General features: G+C 45.5%; 12 protein-coding genes. 8 read left to right on the top strand and 4 right to left on the bottom strand.

The window, feature by feature from the left end:
- Together ACESPQ_RS19350 and ACESPQ_RS19345 are read left to right on the top strand one after the other, a co-directional pair.
- Entirely contained in the window at positions 1 to 750 is a 750-nt protein-coding gene (locus ACESPQ_RS19350; RefSeq protein WP_373144778.1) for an ABC transporter ATP-binding protein, read from the top strand.
- 1 nt (position 751) lies between these two features.
- On the top strand, positions 752 to 2,656 hold the full coding sequence (locus tag ACESPQ_RS19345; RefSeq protein WP_373144777.1) for an ABC transporter permease: 1,905 nt from the start codon (positions 752 to 754) through the stop codon (positions 2,654 to 2,656).
- Between the two features lie 608 nt (positions 2,657 to 3,264).
- Here the strand turns inward: ACESPQ_RS19345 and ACESPQ_RS19340 are convergent.
- Complete coding sequence (locus ACESPQ_RS19340; RefSeq protein ID WP_038274633.1) at positions 3,265 to 3,501, bottom strand: hypothetical protein; 237 nt, start codon at positions 3,499 to 3,501, stop codon at positions 3,265 to 3,267.
- A 537-nt stretch (positions 3,502 to 4,038) separates the two neighbouring features.
- Entirely contained in the window at positions 4,039 to 4,932 is an 894-nt protein-coding gene (locus ACESPQ_RS19335; protein WP_373144776.1) for a MerR family transcriptional regulator, read from the bottom strand.
- Between the two features lie 229 nt (positions 4,933 to 5,161).
- On the opposite strand from ACESPQ_RS19335, the gene ACESPQ_RS19330 reads away from it, so the two are divergent.
- The 5 genes from ACESPQ_RS19330 (at position 5,162) to ACESPQ_RS19310 (ending at position 11,785) form a co-directional block, all read left to right on the top strand.
- Positions 5,162 to 7,081 carry a penicillin-binding transpeptidase domain-containing protein gene (locus ACESPQ_RS19330; RefSeq protein WP_002610016.1) on the top strand — a complete coding sequence of 640 codons (1,920 nt, stop codon included), beginning with the start codon at positions 5,162 to 5,164 and terminating at the stop codon, positions 7,079 to 7,081.
- Positions 7,065 to 8,489, top strand: a complete 1,425-nt coding sequence (locus ACESPQ_RS19325; protein ID WP_233105502.1) for a UDP-N-acetylmuramoyl-L-alanyl-D-glutamate--2,6-diaminopimelate ligase — start codon at positions 7,065 to 7,067, stop codon at positions 8,487 to 8,489. The genes ACESPQ_RS19330 and ACESPQ_RS19325 overlap by 17 nt, the downstream gene beginning before the upstream one ends.
- A complete protein-coding gene (gene mraY, locus ACESPQ_RS19320) occupies positions 8,480 to 9,442 on the top strand; it encodes a phospho-N-acetylmuramoyl-pentapeptide-transferase (RefSeq protein ID WP_002610019.1) in 963 nt (320 codons plus the stop codon). The genes ACESPQ_RS19325 and mraY overlap by 10 nt, the downstream gene beginning before the upstream one ends.
- A 1-nt stretch (position 9,443) precedes the next feature.
- A complete protein-coding gene (gene murD, locus ACESPQ_RS19315) occupies positions 9,444 to 10,757 on the top strand; it encodes a UDP-N-acetylmuramoyl-L-alanine--D-glutamate ligase (RefSeq protein WP_373144774.1) in 1,314 nt (437 codons plus the stop codon).
- 155 nt (positions 10,758 to 10,912) lie between these two features.
- Positions 10,913 to 11,785, top strand: a complete 873-nt coding sequence (locus ACESPQ_RS19310; protein WP_002610022.1) for an undecaprenyl-diphosphate phosphatase — start codon at positions 10,913 to 10,915, stop codon at positions 11,783 to 11,785.
- 177 nt (positions 11,786 to 11,962) lie between these two features.
- Here the strand turns inward: ACESPQ_RS19310 and ACESPQ_RS19305 are convergent, their stop codons facing one another.
- A complete protein-coding gene (locus ACESPQ_RS19305; protein WP_002610026.1) occupies positions 11,963 to 12,676 on the bottom strand; it encodes an AAA family ATPase in 714 nt (237 codons plus the stop codon).
- 136 nt (positions 12,677 to 12,812) lie between these two features.
- Positions 12,813 to 13,799 (bottom strand): tryptophan--tRNA ligase, encoded by a 987-nt coding sequence (trpS, locus tag ACESPQ_RS19300; protein WP_118002848.1) that lies wholly within the window; start codon positions 13,797 to 13,799, stop codon positions 12,813 to 12,815.
- 372 nt (positions 13,800 to 14,171) lie between these two features.
- On the opposite strand from trpS, the gene spx reads away from it, so the two are divergent.
- The gene (spx, locus tag ACESPQ_RS19295) at positions 14,172 to 14,603 is read left to right on the top strand and encodes a transcriptional regulator Spx (RefSeq protein WP_002610030.1); all 432 of its coding nucleotides are present in this window, start codon (positions 14,172 to 14,174) and stop codon (positions 14,601 to 14,603) included.
- Positions 14,604 to 14,887: the final 284 nt, after the last annotated feature.

Here is a 14,887-nt window from a genome sequence, read left to right as displayed (position 1 = left end):
ATGAATGAAATCATGAAAATAAGAAATCTGTCGAAAATCTATGGAAAAAAAGAGGTAAGAACGACAGTACTGAATAATCTGTCACTGGATATTGAGGAAGGGGATTTCATCGCGGTCATGGGTCCCAGCGGGGCGGGGAAGAGTACGCTTTTGAATCTGCTGAGTACGATTGACAAGCCGACACAGGGCAGCATTATACTGGATGGACAGGAGCTGACAGCCATTCGCAATGAAAAGCTGGCAAAGCTTCGAAAGGAACACATCGGCTTTATCTTTCAGGATTACAATCTACTGGATAATATGACGCTGATGGACAATATTGCCCTGCCGCTTTCTTTATCAAACGAGAAGGCAAAAAACATACAGCAGCGTGTGCAGGAAATGGCAGGGCTGTTTCATCTGGTGGGGCATTTGAAAAAGTATCCGCATCAGCTAAGCGGAGGTCAAAAGCAGCGTGGAGCCGCTGCACGCGCACTGATTCGCAATCCCCGCATTGTGTTTGCGGATGAACCGACGGGTGCACTGGATTCCAAAAGCAGCCGTGAGCTTTTATGCAGCCTGAAGGAAATCAACGAGGAGCGCAATGCGACGATTCTGATGGTCACACACGATGCCTTCAGTGCCAGCTACGCCCGCAAGGTGTTTATGCTGAAGGACGGAGAGATATTTACAACGCTTCATGCGGATGCAGAGCGTTCGGTATTCTATGAGCGCATCCTGCAGCTGCTCGCTTCCATGGGAGGTGACTAACATGCAGATACTGCGTCTGAGTATTGCAAATTTCAAACGCAATATCCGGTTCTATCTGTCCTATATTCTGTCTCTTTCCTTCAGCGCCTTTATCCTGTATGACTTTCTTGCCTTAATGGATTCCGGACTGCTGGAAATCATGGGAAAAAAGAATCAGGAGTTCAGTGATATGATTCTGGTCTCTATGATTGTCGTGCTGCTGTTTTTCGTCTTCTGCTTTCTCTGGTATGCGACCAACGTGTTTTTGAATTTGCGGAAGAAGGAAATGGGGACCTTTATTTTCATGGGACTGGACCAGAAAGAAATCTCCCGTATGTATACGCTGGAAATGCTGTTGGCTGCTTTGAGTGCCGTATTGACCGGTATTGGTGCAGGTGTTGTATTCTTTAAGCTGTTTGCCATGCTGTTTTTTCAGCTGAGTGGTATGGAAGCGGATATTTCCATGCAGTTTTCCTTCGTATCCGCTCTGCAATGTGCCGCAGCCTTTCTCATTTTATATCTGCTACTTGCCATAAAAGGGTATTTTTCTATCATAAAGACAAGCATCAGGGATATGCTGGAGGCAACCCGTCAGCGTGAGGTGGTAAGGGCAACAGGGCTTCGTGCTCTGCTTTCTTCTCTTCTCTTTTCCATCCTGCTGATTGGCGGATACTTCTGTGCTATGCAGATTGGGGAAATGGACAGCTTCAGCTATATGCTGCTTGCTGTTGTTCTGGTCATTGCTGGTGTATACGGCCTGTATCGTTCGCTGTTTCCCTATCTTTTACAGCAGCTTTCTATCAAAAAGGGTTTTCTTTATCGAAAGCAGCGGACATTATGGATCAACAATCTGGTATTTCGTGTAAAGAAAAATTATCGTACCTATGCCATCGTAACCATTATGATGCTGTGCTCCGTCAGTGCTCTGAATGCAGGGCTGGCCTTTAAGCAGCGCTATGACGCCATGGCGGCAGGGGAAGGACAATTCTCCTATATTCTGCTCAATACACAGCCTATTCCGACAGAAGACCTTAACAAAGCCGCAGCGGCTTTTGGAAACATGGGATATCAGGCAGTGCTGCAGGGCTTTCCGTATACCTATGAGGATGAAAACCATCTGATCTATACAGATATGGTGCTTTCCTATACAGACTATGAGACATATTGTAAAAGCATTCATAAACAGGTGTTCGCCAGGGAACCGAAGCCGGGAAACGGTCTTCGTCTATCAAAGAAATATCTGATTTCCATGGCTGATGAGGTAGAGGATATCGTTCCCTTTCCTCGACGCTCTATCCATATTCAGGAAAAGAGTGAGGAGTATTATTTTGGAATCATGCAAAACAATATGAACTTTATCATTCTGAATGATGAGGACTATCAGGCTGTTATCAATGAAAAAACACAATATATGCATATGCAAATGGTGCAGATGGATACCGCCGTCGATATCAAAGAGCTTCGCAAGACATTGGCACCGCTGTGTGATGAACAGATTTCAGCTATGGGGGTCGATCCCGAAAATGATGATCTGGCATTTGTCCGCGTTATGTACGCTGCCTGCGTCTTCATGTTTCTAGTCTTCGTCGTTTCCTGTGGTGGTGTGATCTTTATGAAAACCTGCAACGATGCGGATGATGATTATGGCCGCTGTCAGATTCTGAAAAATATCGGCATATCGAAACAAGACATGAAAAAAGCCATCCACAGGGAATTGGGCTTCACCTATATCATGCCGCTGCTGCTGACAGCTATTTCCAGTGTGTTCATCATTCATGCCATTGAACGGGTTATGCGAACAAAAACACTGCTGCCGATCAATCTTTTAACTCTGGCGGTTGTCTTCCTGTTCGATCTGATGCTGTATCTTATTTCTGTACAGATGTATGAAAAACGCTGCGGACTTGCGGATGAAAAACAGAGGTAAGGATACGCATGAAAATACAGCTGGAACGGTATACGTAAAAAAGTATTCGGTTAATGCAAGCTGTATATCCAGTGTGCATAATTCAAAGTCAGGATATCCTGTGCATAGAAATTGATAACCTATACTCATAAGGAAAAGTCGTATACAGGGCTGTCTTCAATCTCAAATCGGGCAGCTTGAACAAGGATAGAAAGAGCTTCTTTGGAATAGGGATGTGAAGAATTATGTGTAAGCTTACCATGCAGTTTCGCCATATTCCCACAACCCGTTGACTGGAGCAGGAGCCCCTATACCAAAGGTGCTTCCCAGAGTGTGATTTCTTAACCGTTTGCCTGCTTGTGGTATGTATCGAACGAGGATGCCACATGCCTCTTAAGCATGTCCTTATAAAGAAAGTATCCGGAAGATAAAAGCAGAGGATAACATGATCGCGCTGCTTTACTTCTTGCACGCAAAAGGAAGCTTACATAAGCTTCCTTAAAAATAATGGATATCAAATTATCGTAGGGGTACGTCATTTACATGCTTTTCTTTACGAGCACGGTTGTATAACCGGCATTGGAACAACAGCCTCTTTGGTATATCTCATGCGGGTGTCCTGGCTTAGCTTATTTAAAATCCGGAATAAACCATGTAAGGATATCAAAAATTATACCTATGATTCTGCACTGTTTATCACCTTTTATTTTATCTTTTGCCACATATGCTATTTGTTCCATGGTGAATCCTTCCTTTAACAGCTCTGTTACCTCCTCCTCAGTAAATTTTTCTTTTATTAGTTTTTCTTGCTCATCCTTGGCAGCTAATGGCTTTTTTCTTTGTGTTGCTTGTTTGTTATTTCTCACGATTGAGTTTGTTTTCAGCTGAATATACAAGTATCGTTTTCACAGGGAGCAAACACGGTGATCGCCATTAGATTTGCGGTTATAGCAGCTGTTATTTTCATAGTATGCGCCTCCTCGGAATGGTTCTTCTATCACCTATATCATATCATAAAAAACAGGTGATAAAGCTAATTTATTCTTTTTCCTATGCTGCACCAGCTCTGCATTCACTGCCGGTTCTGTCACTGCAATACAACGCATGAAGTTCTGAGAAATGATGTTTGCGTATACCCTTGCGCATCCTTAAGAATGCTTCTTCTCCTCATAATCAGCATCTGCACCGACACGATTCGGATATTCTCTACACATTCTTTTTGTTATTCCAATAGCTGTGTTCCCATGCAGAGGAATCCGCGATATCGTCATCCAGCACAGCCATTTGCATATTGCAGTCTTGCTTGCATACGTTGTTGATTAAACAATTTATAAAAGCCACAGGGCTTTTGTTAGTTCCTGTGGCTTTTATGCATTCCTTTGCCTTTCTCATTGCATGTTTCTTCATCTCTGTTTTTTTGCCGCATCCTCCTTGTCAAAATAGATGCGCAACGCTTTTCCAATGAATCTGGATGCTCCCCTGCCATAGCGCTGATCCGTCTGCTGTATCAACGCTTCATTATGCAGGTAGCTGTCAATCAGCAGCTTTTGCTGATGCATACCTGGATTACTGCCACAGGCTTCCTCTTCCGGTATCAGATGCTGCATGTCGTAAATGATCTGCTGCACCTGTGCGGATGCGGGGTCACATGTGGTATCCTGCAGCAGCTTCTCCATGAGCTGTTGATTACGTTTTCCATAATTCTGCTGCCTGATATGCTCCAGCTTTTCCATAATCTCTGAAAAATGCTCCAGATTGTACTTCATGGCATCAGTATACGCCGCAGTGCTTCCATAGTATTCAACTGCGGTTTTTGCGATATCCGCTTCATGCTCACGTATATGGGCGATAATGTCATCAAAGGCGGCAATGCTGCCCCACTGCTGCATAATTTCCTCGGTATGCTCAGCTTTAAATTGCTCCAGCAGCTGCAGGTAGCTCTGCAGCTTAAAATCTTCAAATTCCATACAGGATTCTCCCTTCTCTAATTTATCGAGCAGCGATAGCAGACGATCTAACCGATCCCGCCGCTTGATCAGCAAAGCCTTCTGCTTCTGAAATGCTTCTGCCTGATCGTATTCCTTCTGTGTCATAATGCGTTTGATTTCCTTCAGCGGAAAATCCAGCTCCCGAAAGAGCAGAATCTGCTGCAGGGTTTTCAATGCTTCCTCATCATACAGGCGACGATAGCCTGCTTCCGTAAGTGTCGTTGGTTTGAATACGCCGATTTCATCATAATATTGTAGGGTCCTGACACTGATGCCTGTCAGCGCTGCGACCTCTTTTACTGTTTTCATGGTACCACTCCTGTCTTCGATACGTAAGTCATTTTACTTTGCGTGCGCCAATGCTTACCATATCTTCTCTTTCATCATACAGTATCACGCAGCGTGAGAGTCAACAAAAAAATATTATTTACTGAGCACTGCTGCAAAAAGGGAATCCTAGGAATGAAGCCAGGGCTTGCGCATGATTTCCATCATAAAACCGGACTTGATTTCATACGATGGATTGAGGTGATCCGGTATGATTCGAGGAAAGGTCAAAACGAGAATATCCACTATCTTTCTCTGCTGCATTCTTATTTTTTGCTGTATACTGGGCAAGCTCGGTTATGAACAGATCTTTCATCATACCGATATTATGGAAAAAGCCCTGAGCCTGTGGGAGCGTGATTTTACCGTAGCGGGTCTGCGCGGTTCCATTCTGGATAAAAACGGAAATGTTCTGGCACATGATATTCCAAGTACATCGGTGATGGTCGTACCTGCCCAGATACAGGATGCCGACAAGACAGCCCAGCAGCTGGCAGATGTATTACAGGCGGATAAGAAAAAAATCCTGTCTACCATCACCAAGCATGTCAGCACCCAGAAGCTGCAGCCGGAGGGACGTTTGATCAGCGATGATAAGGCGCGCAAGCTGGAGGCGATGGATTTACCAGGCGTTTATCTGGTGCAGGATTCCCTGCGCAACTATCCGAATAATAACTATCTTGCACAGGTGCTGGGCTTTACCGGTATCGATAATCAGGGACTGGCAGGTCTGGAGCTGCAGTATAATGATATTTTGTCTGCGAAAAGCGGTGCTTTGAATATCCCGTTTGATGCCAAGGGGCATAATGTTGAATTATATAAGGAAAGCTATGAGGCACCGGGCAGAGGGATGGATGTACAGCTGACCATTGATTCCAATATTCAGGATATCGTGGAGCGGGAGCTGAACAATCTGGTCAAGCGCTATAAGCCGAAATCCGCACTGGCTCTGGCGATGAATCCGAATACCGGGGAAATTCTGGCCATGGTCAGTAAGCCTGACTTCGATCCGAATCATTACAAGGATTATTCCAGTGATGTATATAACCGCAATCTGCCAATCTGGAAGAGCTATGAGCCCGGCTCCACCTTTAAATCCGTAACCTTCGCTTCTGCATTGGAGCTGAAGCTGTTTGATATGTTTAAGGATACGTATTACGACCGCGGCTATGAAATGGTCGGCGGTGCCCGTATCAAATCCTGGAAGGCGGGAGGTCATGGGCAGCAGACCTTCCTGCAGGTGCTGGAAAATTCCTCCAATCCTGGCTTTGTGGAAATATCGAGGCGTATGGGACTGGACAATGAATATGACTTTGTAAAAAAATTCGGCTTCGGTGAAAAAACGGGCATTGATCTGCCCGGAGAAAGCAAGGGCATCATGTTTAAGAAAAGTGCGATGGGAGAGCTGGAACAGGCGACGGTTGCATTTGGACAGGGGCTGAGTGTCACACCGATTCAGCTGGTTACCGCTTTCTCTGCCATCATCAACGGCGGAACCCTGTATACGCCGTATATCACCAAAAGCATCAACGACCCGATTACCCATGATGCAATACTGGAATATAAGCCGACAGCAAAACGCAAGGTGATCAGTGAGGATACCAGCAAGAAGATGCGCTATGCATTGGAAAGCGTTGTCGCCAATGGCGGCGGTAAGCCGGCATATACCGAGGGCTATAAAATCGGTGGTAAGACCGGTACGGCACAGATTGCGGAAAACGGTGTGTATTCCACCAGTAACTACATTCTGTCCTTTCTGAGTGCGGCACCGATTGATGATCCGCAGATCGTGCTGTATATTGCGGCAGACAGTCCGCAGAATGACGTACTATACGGTGGAACGGTCATTGCGCCGGTCGCAAAGGCCTGCTATGAGGATATTCTGCCCTATCTCGGCGTGAAAAAGGCGGAGGAACAGATTCCGAAGAAGCTGGTCTGGCCGGAAACGGAAAATATCAAGGTGCAGGATTTTAGAGGAAAGAAGAAAAAGGATGTAGCGCAGGAGGGTGTCACCTTTACCTTTATCGGCAGCGGCGATACGGTAATGGAACAGATGCCGGAAGCAGGCACCACACTCAGTGCTGAGGGAGGGGAGGTTTGGATTTATCTTGGAAATGATAAGGTTAAATGAGTTGTTTGCACTGCTGCATATCGACTGTGAGGATGCGCGTATCCTGCAGGGAATCAGTGATGATACCCGCGACGTAAAAAAGGACTGGCTCTTTGTCTGCCGCAAAGGAAGCCTGTATGATGGAGCGGCGTTTTTACAGGAGGCGCTGGACAAGGGGGCAGTGGTGCTGTGCGATCAGATGCTGCCTATGCAGCATGTCTACTACACACCGCATGTAGAGCGCATTACACAGGCATTGCTGGAGCTGTACTATGGGGATTTATGTACCCATCTGCATGTGATCGGCATTACGGGAACCAATGGAAAAACAAGCGTTGCCAGCATCATCTCCCAGCTGCTGAAGATGGAAGGATGCCGGGTTCTGCAGATCGGCACCGGAAGTGTCCGCTATCCGGATGAGGTCATTGAAATTCACAACACCACTCCGGGCTGTTTTCAGCTGGCAAACTATTTCAGGAGAGCGCACGATGAGAAGATTACCCATGTTGTCATGGAGGTCAGCTCACATGCCATTGATCAAAACCGCATCAGCTTTCTGCATTTTGATGATATCGTATATACGAATATCACACAGGATCATCTGGATTATCACCTGACCAGAGTGCATTACCGCTATACCAAATTCAAGCTGCGCCGCTATCTGAAGCCACAGGGAACCATTGTGTACAACAGTGACCTCAGCTATATGCAGGAGCTGGTCAACCTTGCCCAGCATGCCTGTATCAGCATCGGTATGCAGGCAGCACATTTTCCGCTGCATGATGTGGAACTTAGTGATCATGACCTTTCCTTTCGCCTGCAGGGCTATGATTTTCATGCCCGTTTGCTGGGTATGGTGAACGTATACAATCTGGCAGAGGCAATTGTGGTTGTCCATCGACTGGGCTTTTCCTATGAGCGCTTGCGTAAGGATTGTGAGAAGCTGCTGCCGGTCAGCGGTCGCATGGAGGTTATGGAGGTTGGCGGATTCACCATCTGGATCGACTATGCACATACTGCAGCCGCGGTCGAAGAGCTGCTGGTCTTTGCCAATTCTGTAAAAAAAGGAAGGATTCTGACCATCTTGGGGTGTGGAGGAGAACGGGATCGCACCAAGCGTCCTGCCATGGCTGCCATTGCCGCAAAATACAGTGATCTTGCCGTTTTCACGAGTGATAATCCAAGAGGGGAAAGTGTAGACCGTATCCTTGCTGACATGAAATGTGAGAGCTTTCCCAACGCAGCAGTCTTCGAAAATCGCTACTTTGCGATAAAACATACTATCAAAGTAGCACAAAATAGTGATATAATAATAATCGCTGGAAAAGGGAGCGAGGAAACCATCACGGCTTTCGGACACGAATATCCCTTTTCTGATCGATCCTGCGTAAAGGAACGTCTAGCTAAGGAGGAACTACTTTGGAAATAAAATATCTGCTTGCATTCGGAATCAGTCTGGTGGCAACCCTGGTGGTAATGCCGCTGCTCATTCCGTTTCTACATAAAATTAAATTCGGACAGAGCATCCGCAAGGAAGGACCGCAGAGCCATATGGCGAAAACGGGAACCCCGACGATGGGAGGACTGGTATTTGTAAGTGTCCCAATCCTAGTTATGCTGGTTCTGGACTACAAGGCTTTTTTCTCAGGGGAAATGCTGATCTGTGTCCTGGCTTATCTGGGCTATGCCCTCATCGGATTCATTGATGATTTCCTGATCGTCGTGAAAAAGAACAATGACGGTCTGAAACCATCTGTGAAGTTTCTGATGCAGTCCGTGCTGGCGGTCGTATTTTATCTGTTCTACCGCTCCATTGCGGAAACGACGCTGATTCTTCCGGTTGTTCATATTTCACTGGAGCTGGGAATTCTGTATTTTGTACTGATCTTCTTTATGTTCACCTGTGAATCCAATGCCGTCAATCTTACGGATGGTCTGGATGGCCTGTGCGCCGGAACCTCCATCATTGCGATTGCGCCCTTTGTGATATTTGCCCTGCTGCAGGGAAATAAGGATCTGGCAATGCTGCTTTTGGCGGTATGCGGTTCGCTGCTTGGGTATCTGCGCTTTAATGTGCATCCGGCTAAAATCTTTATGGGGGATACCGGCTCCCTGGCAATCGGCGGTCTGCTTGCGGCAAGCGCCATGATTTTAAAGCAGGAGCTGCTGCTGGTAGTGATCGGCGGTGTCTTCGTCATGGAGCTGCTGTCTGTTGTCATTCAGGTAACAAGCTATAAGGCGACAAAGAAGCGAGTGTTTCGGATGGCACCGCTGCATCATCATTTCGAGCTGGGCGGTATGAAGGAAACACAGGTGGTGCTGATGTTCTGGAGCATCGGTGTTGTCCTTGCGGCACTTGGCTTATGGCTGGGGGTAATGTAATATGAAGGAACATGTACTGGTAATTGGAGCCGCAAAAAGCGGTGTTGCGGTCGCAAAGCTGTTACAGCGGCATGGCTTTGATGTTACGATTACGGATATGAATGCGATCCATGAGCTGGATGAGCTGCAGACTCTGGGCATTCATGTGTTTGAAAAGGGACATCCGGAAGAACTAAAGCGCGAGGACTATGCCTTCGTTGTGAAAAATCCGGGGATCAAATACACGGTTCCCTTTGTCCGCTACTTTGTGAAGCACAAGGTGAAGATCCTGACAGAGGTGGAAATCGGCTACCGGTATGCGACAAAATTCAAGTATGGTGCTGTGACGGGGACGAATGGAAAAACCACCATCACCACCATGCTGTATGAAATGCTGAAATATAACCATAAGGCAATCGTAGCCGGCAACATCGGCTGGCCGCTGAGTGAGCTTGCGCTTGCTTATGAAGATGAAGAAAAGGATGTCGCCTTGGAGCTGAGTAACTTTCAGCTGCTGGGCATTGAACACTTTGCGCCAAGTGTCAGCGTGGTATGCAACCTCGCACCGGATCATCTGGACTATATGCCAAGTGTGGAATCCTATTATGAAAGCAAAATGCGCATTTATGAGAACTGTACAGAGGATGATTGGTTCCTGCGCAATGTGGATGACGCAACCGTCATGCAGTATGCGCAGCATATTCCATGTAAAGTGATTGATTTTTCCCTGACACGTCAGGATGTTGATTTGTATCGTAAAGACGGTACGGTATATCTGCATGAGCTTGCGCTGTTTGAAGAAAAAAACTTTCATGTCGTCGGCGACTATAATCTGTCCAATGCCATGATTGCATCCTGCATGGCCTATAAGCTGGGCGTATCCGTTTCTGATATTCAAAAGGCGATCGCCGCCTTTTCGCCGGTGGAGCATCGTCTGGAATATATCGGAGAGAAAAACGGTGTAAAATTTTACAATGACTCCAAGGCAACCAATACGCATGCGGTCACTGCGGCATTGAACTCCTTTGATAAAAACATCATTCTGCTTGCCGGCGGGCATGACAAGGGTATCAGCTTTGCGGATTTAAAACAGTATGATGAACGCGTCAAGCTGTGTGTGGCCTTTGGGGAAACCGGAGTGCAGTTTCAGGATATCTTCTCCCGTGTTCAGGTTGTGGAAACCATGCAGGAGGCACTGGATGTGGCAATTGCGAACAGTAAGGAACAGGATATCGTCCTGCTGTCACCGGCCTGCTCGAGCTATGACCAGTTTCCAAACTATGAGGTGCGCGGAACCCTGTTTAAGGAAATGGTAAGAAAGTGGCTGCAGGCATAGGTCTGAAAAAGGAGCTTATGCATACACCCTAGTTGTTTTGGTCCAGAAAAAAGCTTATTTCTTACACAATTGTTATTGTTTTTTCAAGGGGAAAGGTTGTGCTTTACCTCCGCGTGGTTTACAATGGTAAAGAATGAAAAAAAGGAGATTACACTATGTTTCTATTTGATATGATAAAAGCGGTTCTGCTGGGAATCATTCAGGGGATTACGGAATGGCTTCCTGTCAGCAGCACCGGACATATGATTCTGTTCAACAGCTTCTTTCCAATGAGCTCGTCGCTGGCCAAACCGGATACTCCGGAATTTGCATTTTGGGGATTGTTTCTGGTAGTTATCCAGCTGGGGTCCATTCTGGCGGTCTGTGTTTTGTATTTTCATAAGCTGAATCCATTTTCACCAAGAAAATCCATCAGTGAAAAGCGCAATACCTGGGATTTGTGGTTTCATGTGCTGGTAGCGTCCATTCCCGGCATCATCGGTATCTTTCTGAATGACTATGTTGAAAAGTATATGAACAATGCCATTGTTGTGGCAATTGCACTGATCGTATTCGGTATCGGATTTATTGTACTGGAAAGCACCAAGCATCATCCCAAATACCGTAGGGTTGGTGAAATCACCTATCAAACGGCCTTTCTGATTGGTTTGTTCCAGCTGATTGCGGCTCTGGTTCCCGGAACCTCACGGAGTGGGGCAACCATTTTAGGAGCTTCCATACTGGGGTGTTCCCGTTTTGCGGCCAGTGAGTTTTCCTTCTTTATGGCAATTCCTGCCATGGCGGGTGCCAGCGGATTAAAATTCCTAAAATACTTCATGCATTACGGATTCTCCATGAGCGGGGGAAATATTGCACTGCTCGTTGTCGCAAGCATTATCGCATTTGTGATATCCATGTTTGCCATCCGCTTCCTGATGAATTATATCCGCAACCATGATTTCAAAATCTTCGGTTATTATCGAATCGTTGTAGGTGTTGCAGTGCTGATCTGTTACTTCCTCGGCGTATTAAATTTAAGTGCAATTTAATCCAATCGTATACAGGGCAGAGGCTGGTTCAGCTTCTGCCCTGTTTGCTTATGCATAAAGTCTGATATGGCTTGTTACCAGCTCATGCTATTCTCAAACAGAAGCCGTGCAACGATAATGTACATAGAGAAGGATGCTTCTCAAAAGGGTAGCAGCTTGTTTTGTATTCATCGCTTTTTATTTCTCGTTTTCCCGTAACAGCTTGTCGAGCATATACTCACGGTTATTCATAAACATTTCGGTGATCTGATAGGATGCGGTCTGCTCATAGGTGATTTCTTCAATGATTCCATCATCAAAGCTTAAAATCTGTGCATTGGGAATACCAAGCAAAATCGGAGAGTTTGTTGCAATGAGAAACTGTGAGCCCTCCCAAGCCATCGTTGACAGCTGTATCAGCAGGGTCAGCTGGCGCTGTGGGGACAATGCGGCCTCCGGCTCATCCAGTAAAAACAAGCCGATGTCCCGAAAGCTTTGTATAAAGGATAAAAAGCTCTCACCATGGGAACAGGAATGCAGTTCTCTTCCCTGATAGATGGACGCATACTCCTCAGCCTTGGTCGCAAGATTATAAAAACTTTCCGCCCGTAAAAAATAAGAACAGGAGGGCTGACAGAAACCGCGGCTTAAATGAATCCCCTCGTGCAGGGAGGAATGCGTATCCTTTGTATAAAAGCGGTAGTTTTTGGTACCACCCTCCGGATTAAAACCATAAGCAACAGCAATCGCCTCCAGAAGCGTTGATTTGCCGGAGCCGTTTTCTCCTGTAAAAAAGGTAATCTGTTTTTGAAAGATTAGCCGGTCAAAGGAGTGCAGTGCCGCAATATGTTGCGTATAGTCGCTAACAGCATCCCAATCTATTGATACTTCGCGTAGAAATAAGCTATGCATACAACCCCCTCCTTCTATATGTATCATATCATACATAAACAGGAAAACCAGCAAATAAGCTGCTGGAAGAGAAAAGAAGCATTACGGGGAATGCTTCTTATTCGAACAATTGAAAAGTTATAAGCAATGCGTTTATTTAAAATAACTGGAAACCAACTTTTTTCTTGACCTTCATCAGCTTTTTGTGCGCACTGCGTCTTGCTTTTTCATTTCCTTCTGTAATAACCTTTTCCACCATACCGCTGGAGAGAATCTCTTTGTACTTTGCCTGCAGCTCACTCAGGAAATCAAAGACTGCAGCGCCGACCTCCTTCTTGAAATCGCCATAGCCCTTACCTTTATAGCGCTCAACAATGTTTTCGATGCTTTCCCCATTCAAGGATGATAAGATTGTTAACAGATTGGAAACACCCGGTTGATGTTCGGGGTCATACTGAATGATACCCAATGAATCAGTAACTGCAGACATAATTTTCTTTCGTGCTACTGCCGGTTCATCCAGCAGATCAATGGTACCCTTTGGATTTTCCTCAGATTTGGACATCTTCTTTGTAGGATCCTGCAGGGAATAAATTTTTGCACCTACCTTACTGACAAGCGGTTCCGGAATGATAAAGGTATCACCATAACGGTTGTTGAAGCGCTCTGCCAGATTTCTGGTCAGCTCCACATGCTGCTTCTGATCCAGACCTACCGGTACATAATCCGCATCATACAGCAGGATATCCGCAGCCATCAAAGAAGGATACGTAAACAGTCCTGCGGTAATACCTGTTTCACCCTTTGCGGTCTTATCCTTATACTGTGTCATTCGCTGCAGCTCGCCCATATAGGAATTGCAGGTCATTATCCATCCAAGCTCCGCATGTTCATGCACATCGCTCTGTAAAAAAATCGTAGCTTTTTTTGGATCCAGTCCGGCAGCCAGGTACAGGGCAATTAAATCCTTTGTGTTCTTTTTCAGCTCTGCACGCTCCTGTGGAACCGTGATTGCATGCATATTCGCAATGAAGACATACATTTCATAATCGTCCTGGTAAGCTACGAAATTCCGTATAGCTCCGATATAGTTTCCGAGTGTTAAACGCCCGGTTGGTTTGATGCCGCTTAGCATTCTTTTCATATAAAACACCTCCATAAAATAAAAAAAGTACCATGTAGGGACGCTGACAGCGTGGTACCACCCGACTTATTCCATTGCTTTTCGCACAAGGGAATCACTTGCCTGTAACGTTAAAGGCTTTTACGGTTCCCGCAGGAACATGCTCCAAAGACCCAATTCATTTTACAGTCTCCTGCTGACTTGCACCGTATGTCAGCTCTCTGCTGAGGAACACCAGTAAAACTACTATATCTTCTTCACAGCATTTCTGATTCCTTATTATCATACTATTATCAAATATGAAAAACAAGGAAAAAAGCAAAATATGCAAAAATTGCTTTCCTATTAAAATACAATGAATTATAATAGATATATGTGAAGGAGGCAGAGAAGATGATTATTTTATATACTTCGCCTGGGTGTGCTAGCTGTAGAAAAGCGAAACAATGGTTAAAAGACAATGATATGAAATACATTGAAAAGAATATTTTTACAACACTGCTGAAGGAGGATGAAATCAAATACCTTCTGCAGAGAACAGAGAATGGTACGGAGGATATTATATCCACACGTTCCAAGGCATTTCAGGAGCTGCATAGAGATTTGGATGACATCTCTATCAAGGAGCTGGTGGATATTATACAAAAAAATCCATCCATTCTGAAGCGTCCGATTATGATCAATGAGAAGAGCTTCGTTGTCGGATATGACGATGATGAAATTACGGCACTTGTTCCGGCGAAGCTGCGGCTTACCGCACAGCAGGCATGTAATCCAAGCTGTGCAAACTATCCGATCTGCGGCAGGGTTCGCGAGGAAGCATAAGAGCTTTACAAAATGGAAGCAACTAAAAGAGCTGTGACAGACTGTCTTCAGGCAGGTTGTCACAGCTTTTTATTACCTTTCATCGCATTTTATTTTATAAACGGAGATAGAAAAGCTCCTATAGAATAGAGAAACAGCTGTAAACAAAGGATGTAACCGTTTACGATTGATAATGTTAAAAAAAAGATGAAAAAAGTGAATTTTATCGTTGACACAGGGTATGATTCGTTGTATTATATACGAGCGCTGATGAGTACAGCGGCGCACGAAATAGAAATTTCGGT

Source organism: Clostridium sp. HGF2 (assembly GCF_964240115.1).
Lineage (GTDB): Bacteria > Bacillota_I > Bacilli_A > Erysipelotrichales > Erysipelotrichaceae > Clostridium_AQ > Clostridium_AQ innocuum.
Note: the sequence above shows the minus strand (reverse complement) of the source record. Positions and strands in the feature narration are given on the sequence as shown.

Coding starts and splice junctions, on each gene's coding strand:
- ACESPQ_RS19350 (WP_373144778.1), top strand. CDS start 1: ATGAATGAAATCATGAAAATAAGAAATCTGTCGAAAATCTATGGAAAA.
- ACESPQ_RS19345 (WP_373144777.1), top strand. CDS start 752: ATGCAGATACTGCGTCTGAGTATTGCAAATTTCAAACGCAATATCCGG.
- ACESPQ_RS19335 (WP_373144776.1), bottom strand. CDS start 4,932: ATGAAAACAGTAAAAGAGGTCGCAGCGCTGACAGGCATCAGTGTCAGG.
- ACESPQ_RS19330 (WP_002610016.1), top strand. CDS start 5,162: ATGATTCGAGGAAAGGTCAAAACGAGAATATCCACTATCTTTCTCTGC.
- ACESPQ_RS19325 (WP_233105502.1), top strand. CDS start 7,065: ATGATAAGGTTAAATGAGTTGTTTGCACTGCTGCATATCGACTGTGAG.
- murD (WP_373144774.1), top strand. CDS start 9,444: ATGAAGGAACATGTACTGGTAATTGGAGCCGCAAAAAGCGGTGTTGCG.
- ACESPQ_RS19310 (WP_002610022.1), top strand. CDS start 10,913: ATGTTTCTATTTGATATGATAAAAGCGGTTCTGCTGGGAATCATTCAG.
- ACESPQ_RS19305 (WP_002610026.1), bottom strand. CDS start 12,676: ATGCATAGCTTATTTCTACGCGAAGTATCAATAGATTGGGATGCTGTT.
- trpS (WP_118002848.1), bottom strand. CDS start 13,799: ATGAAAAGAATGCTAAGCGGCATCAAACCAACCGGGCGTTTAACACTC.
- spx (WP_002610030.1), top strand. CDS start 14,172: ATGATTATTTTATATACTTCGCCTGGGTGTGCTAGCTGTAGAAAAGCG.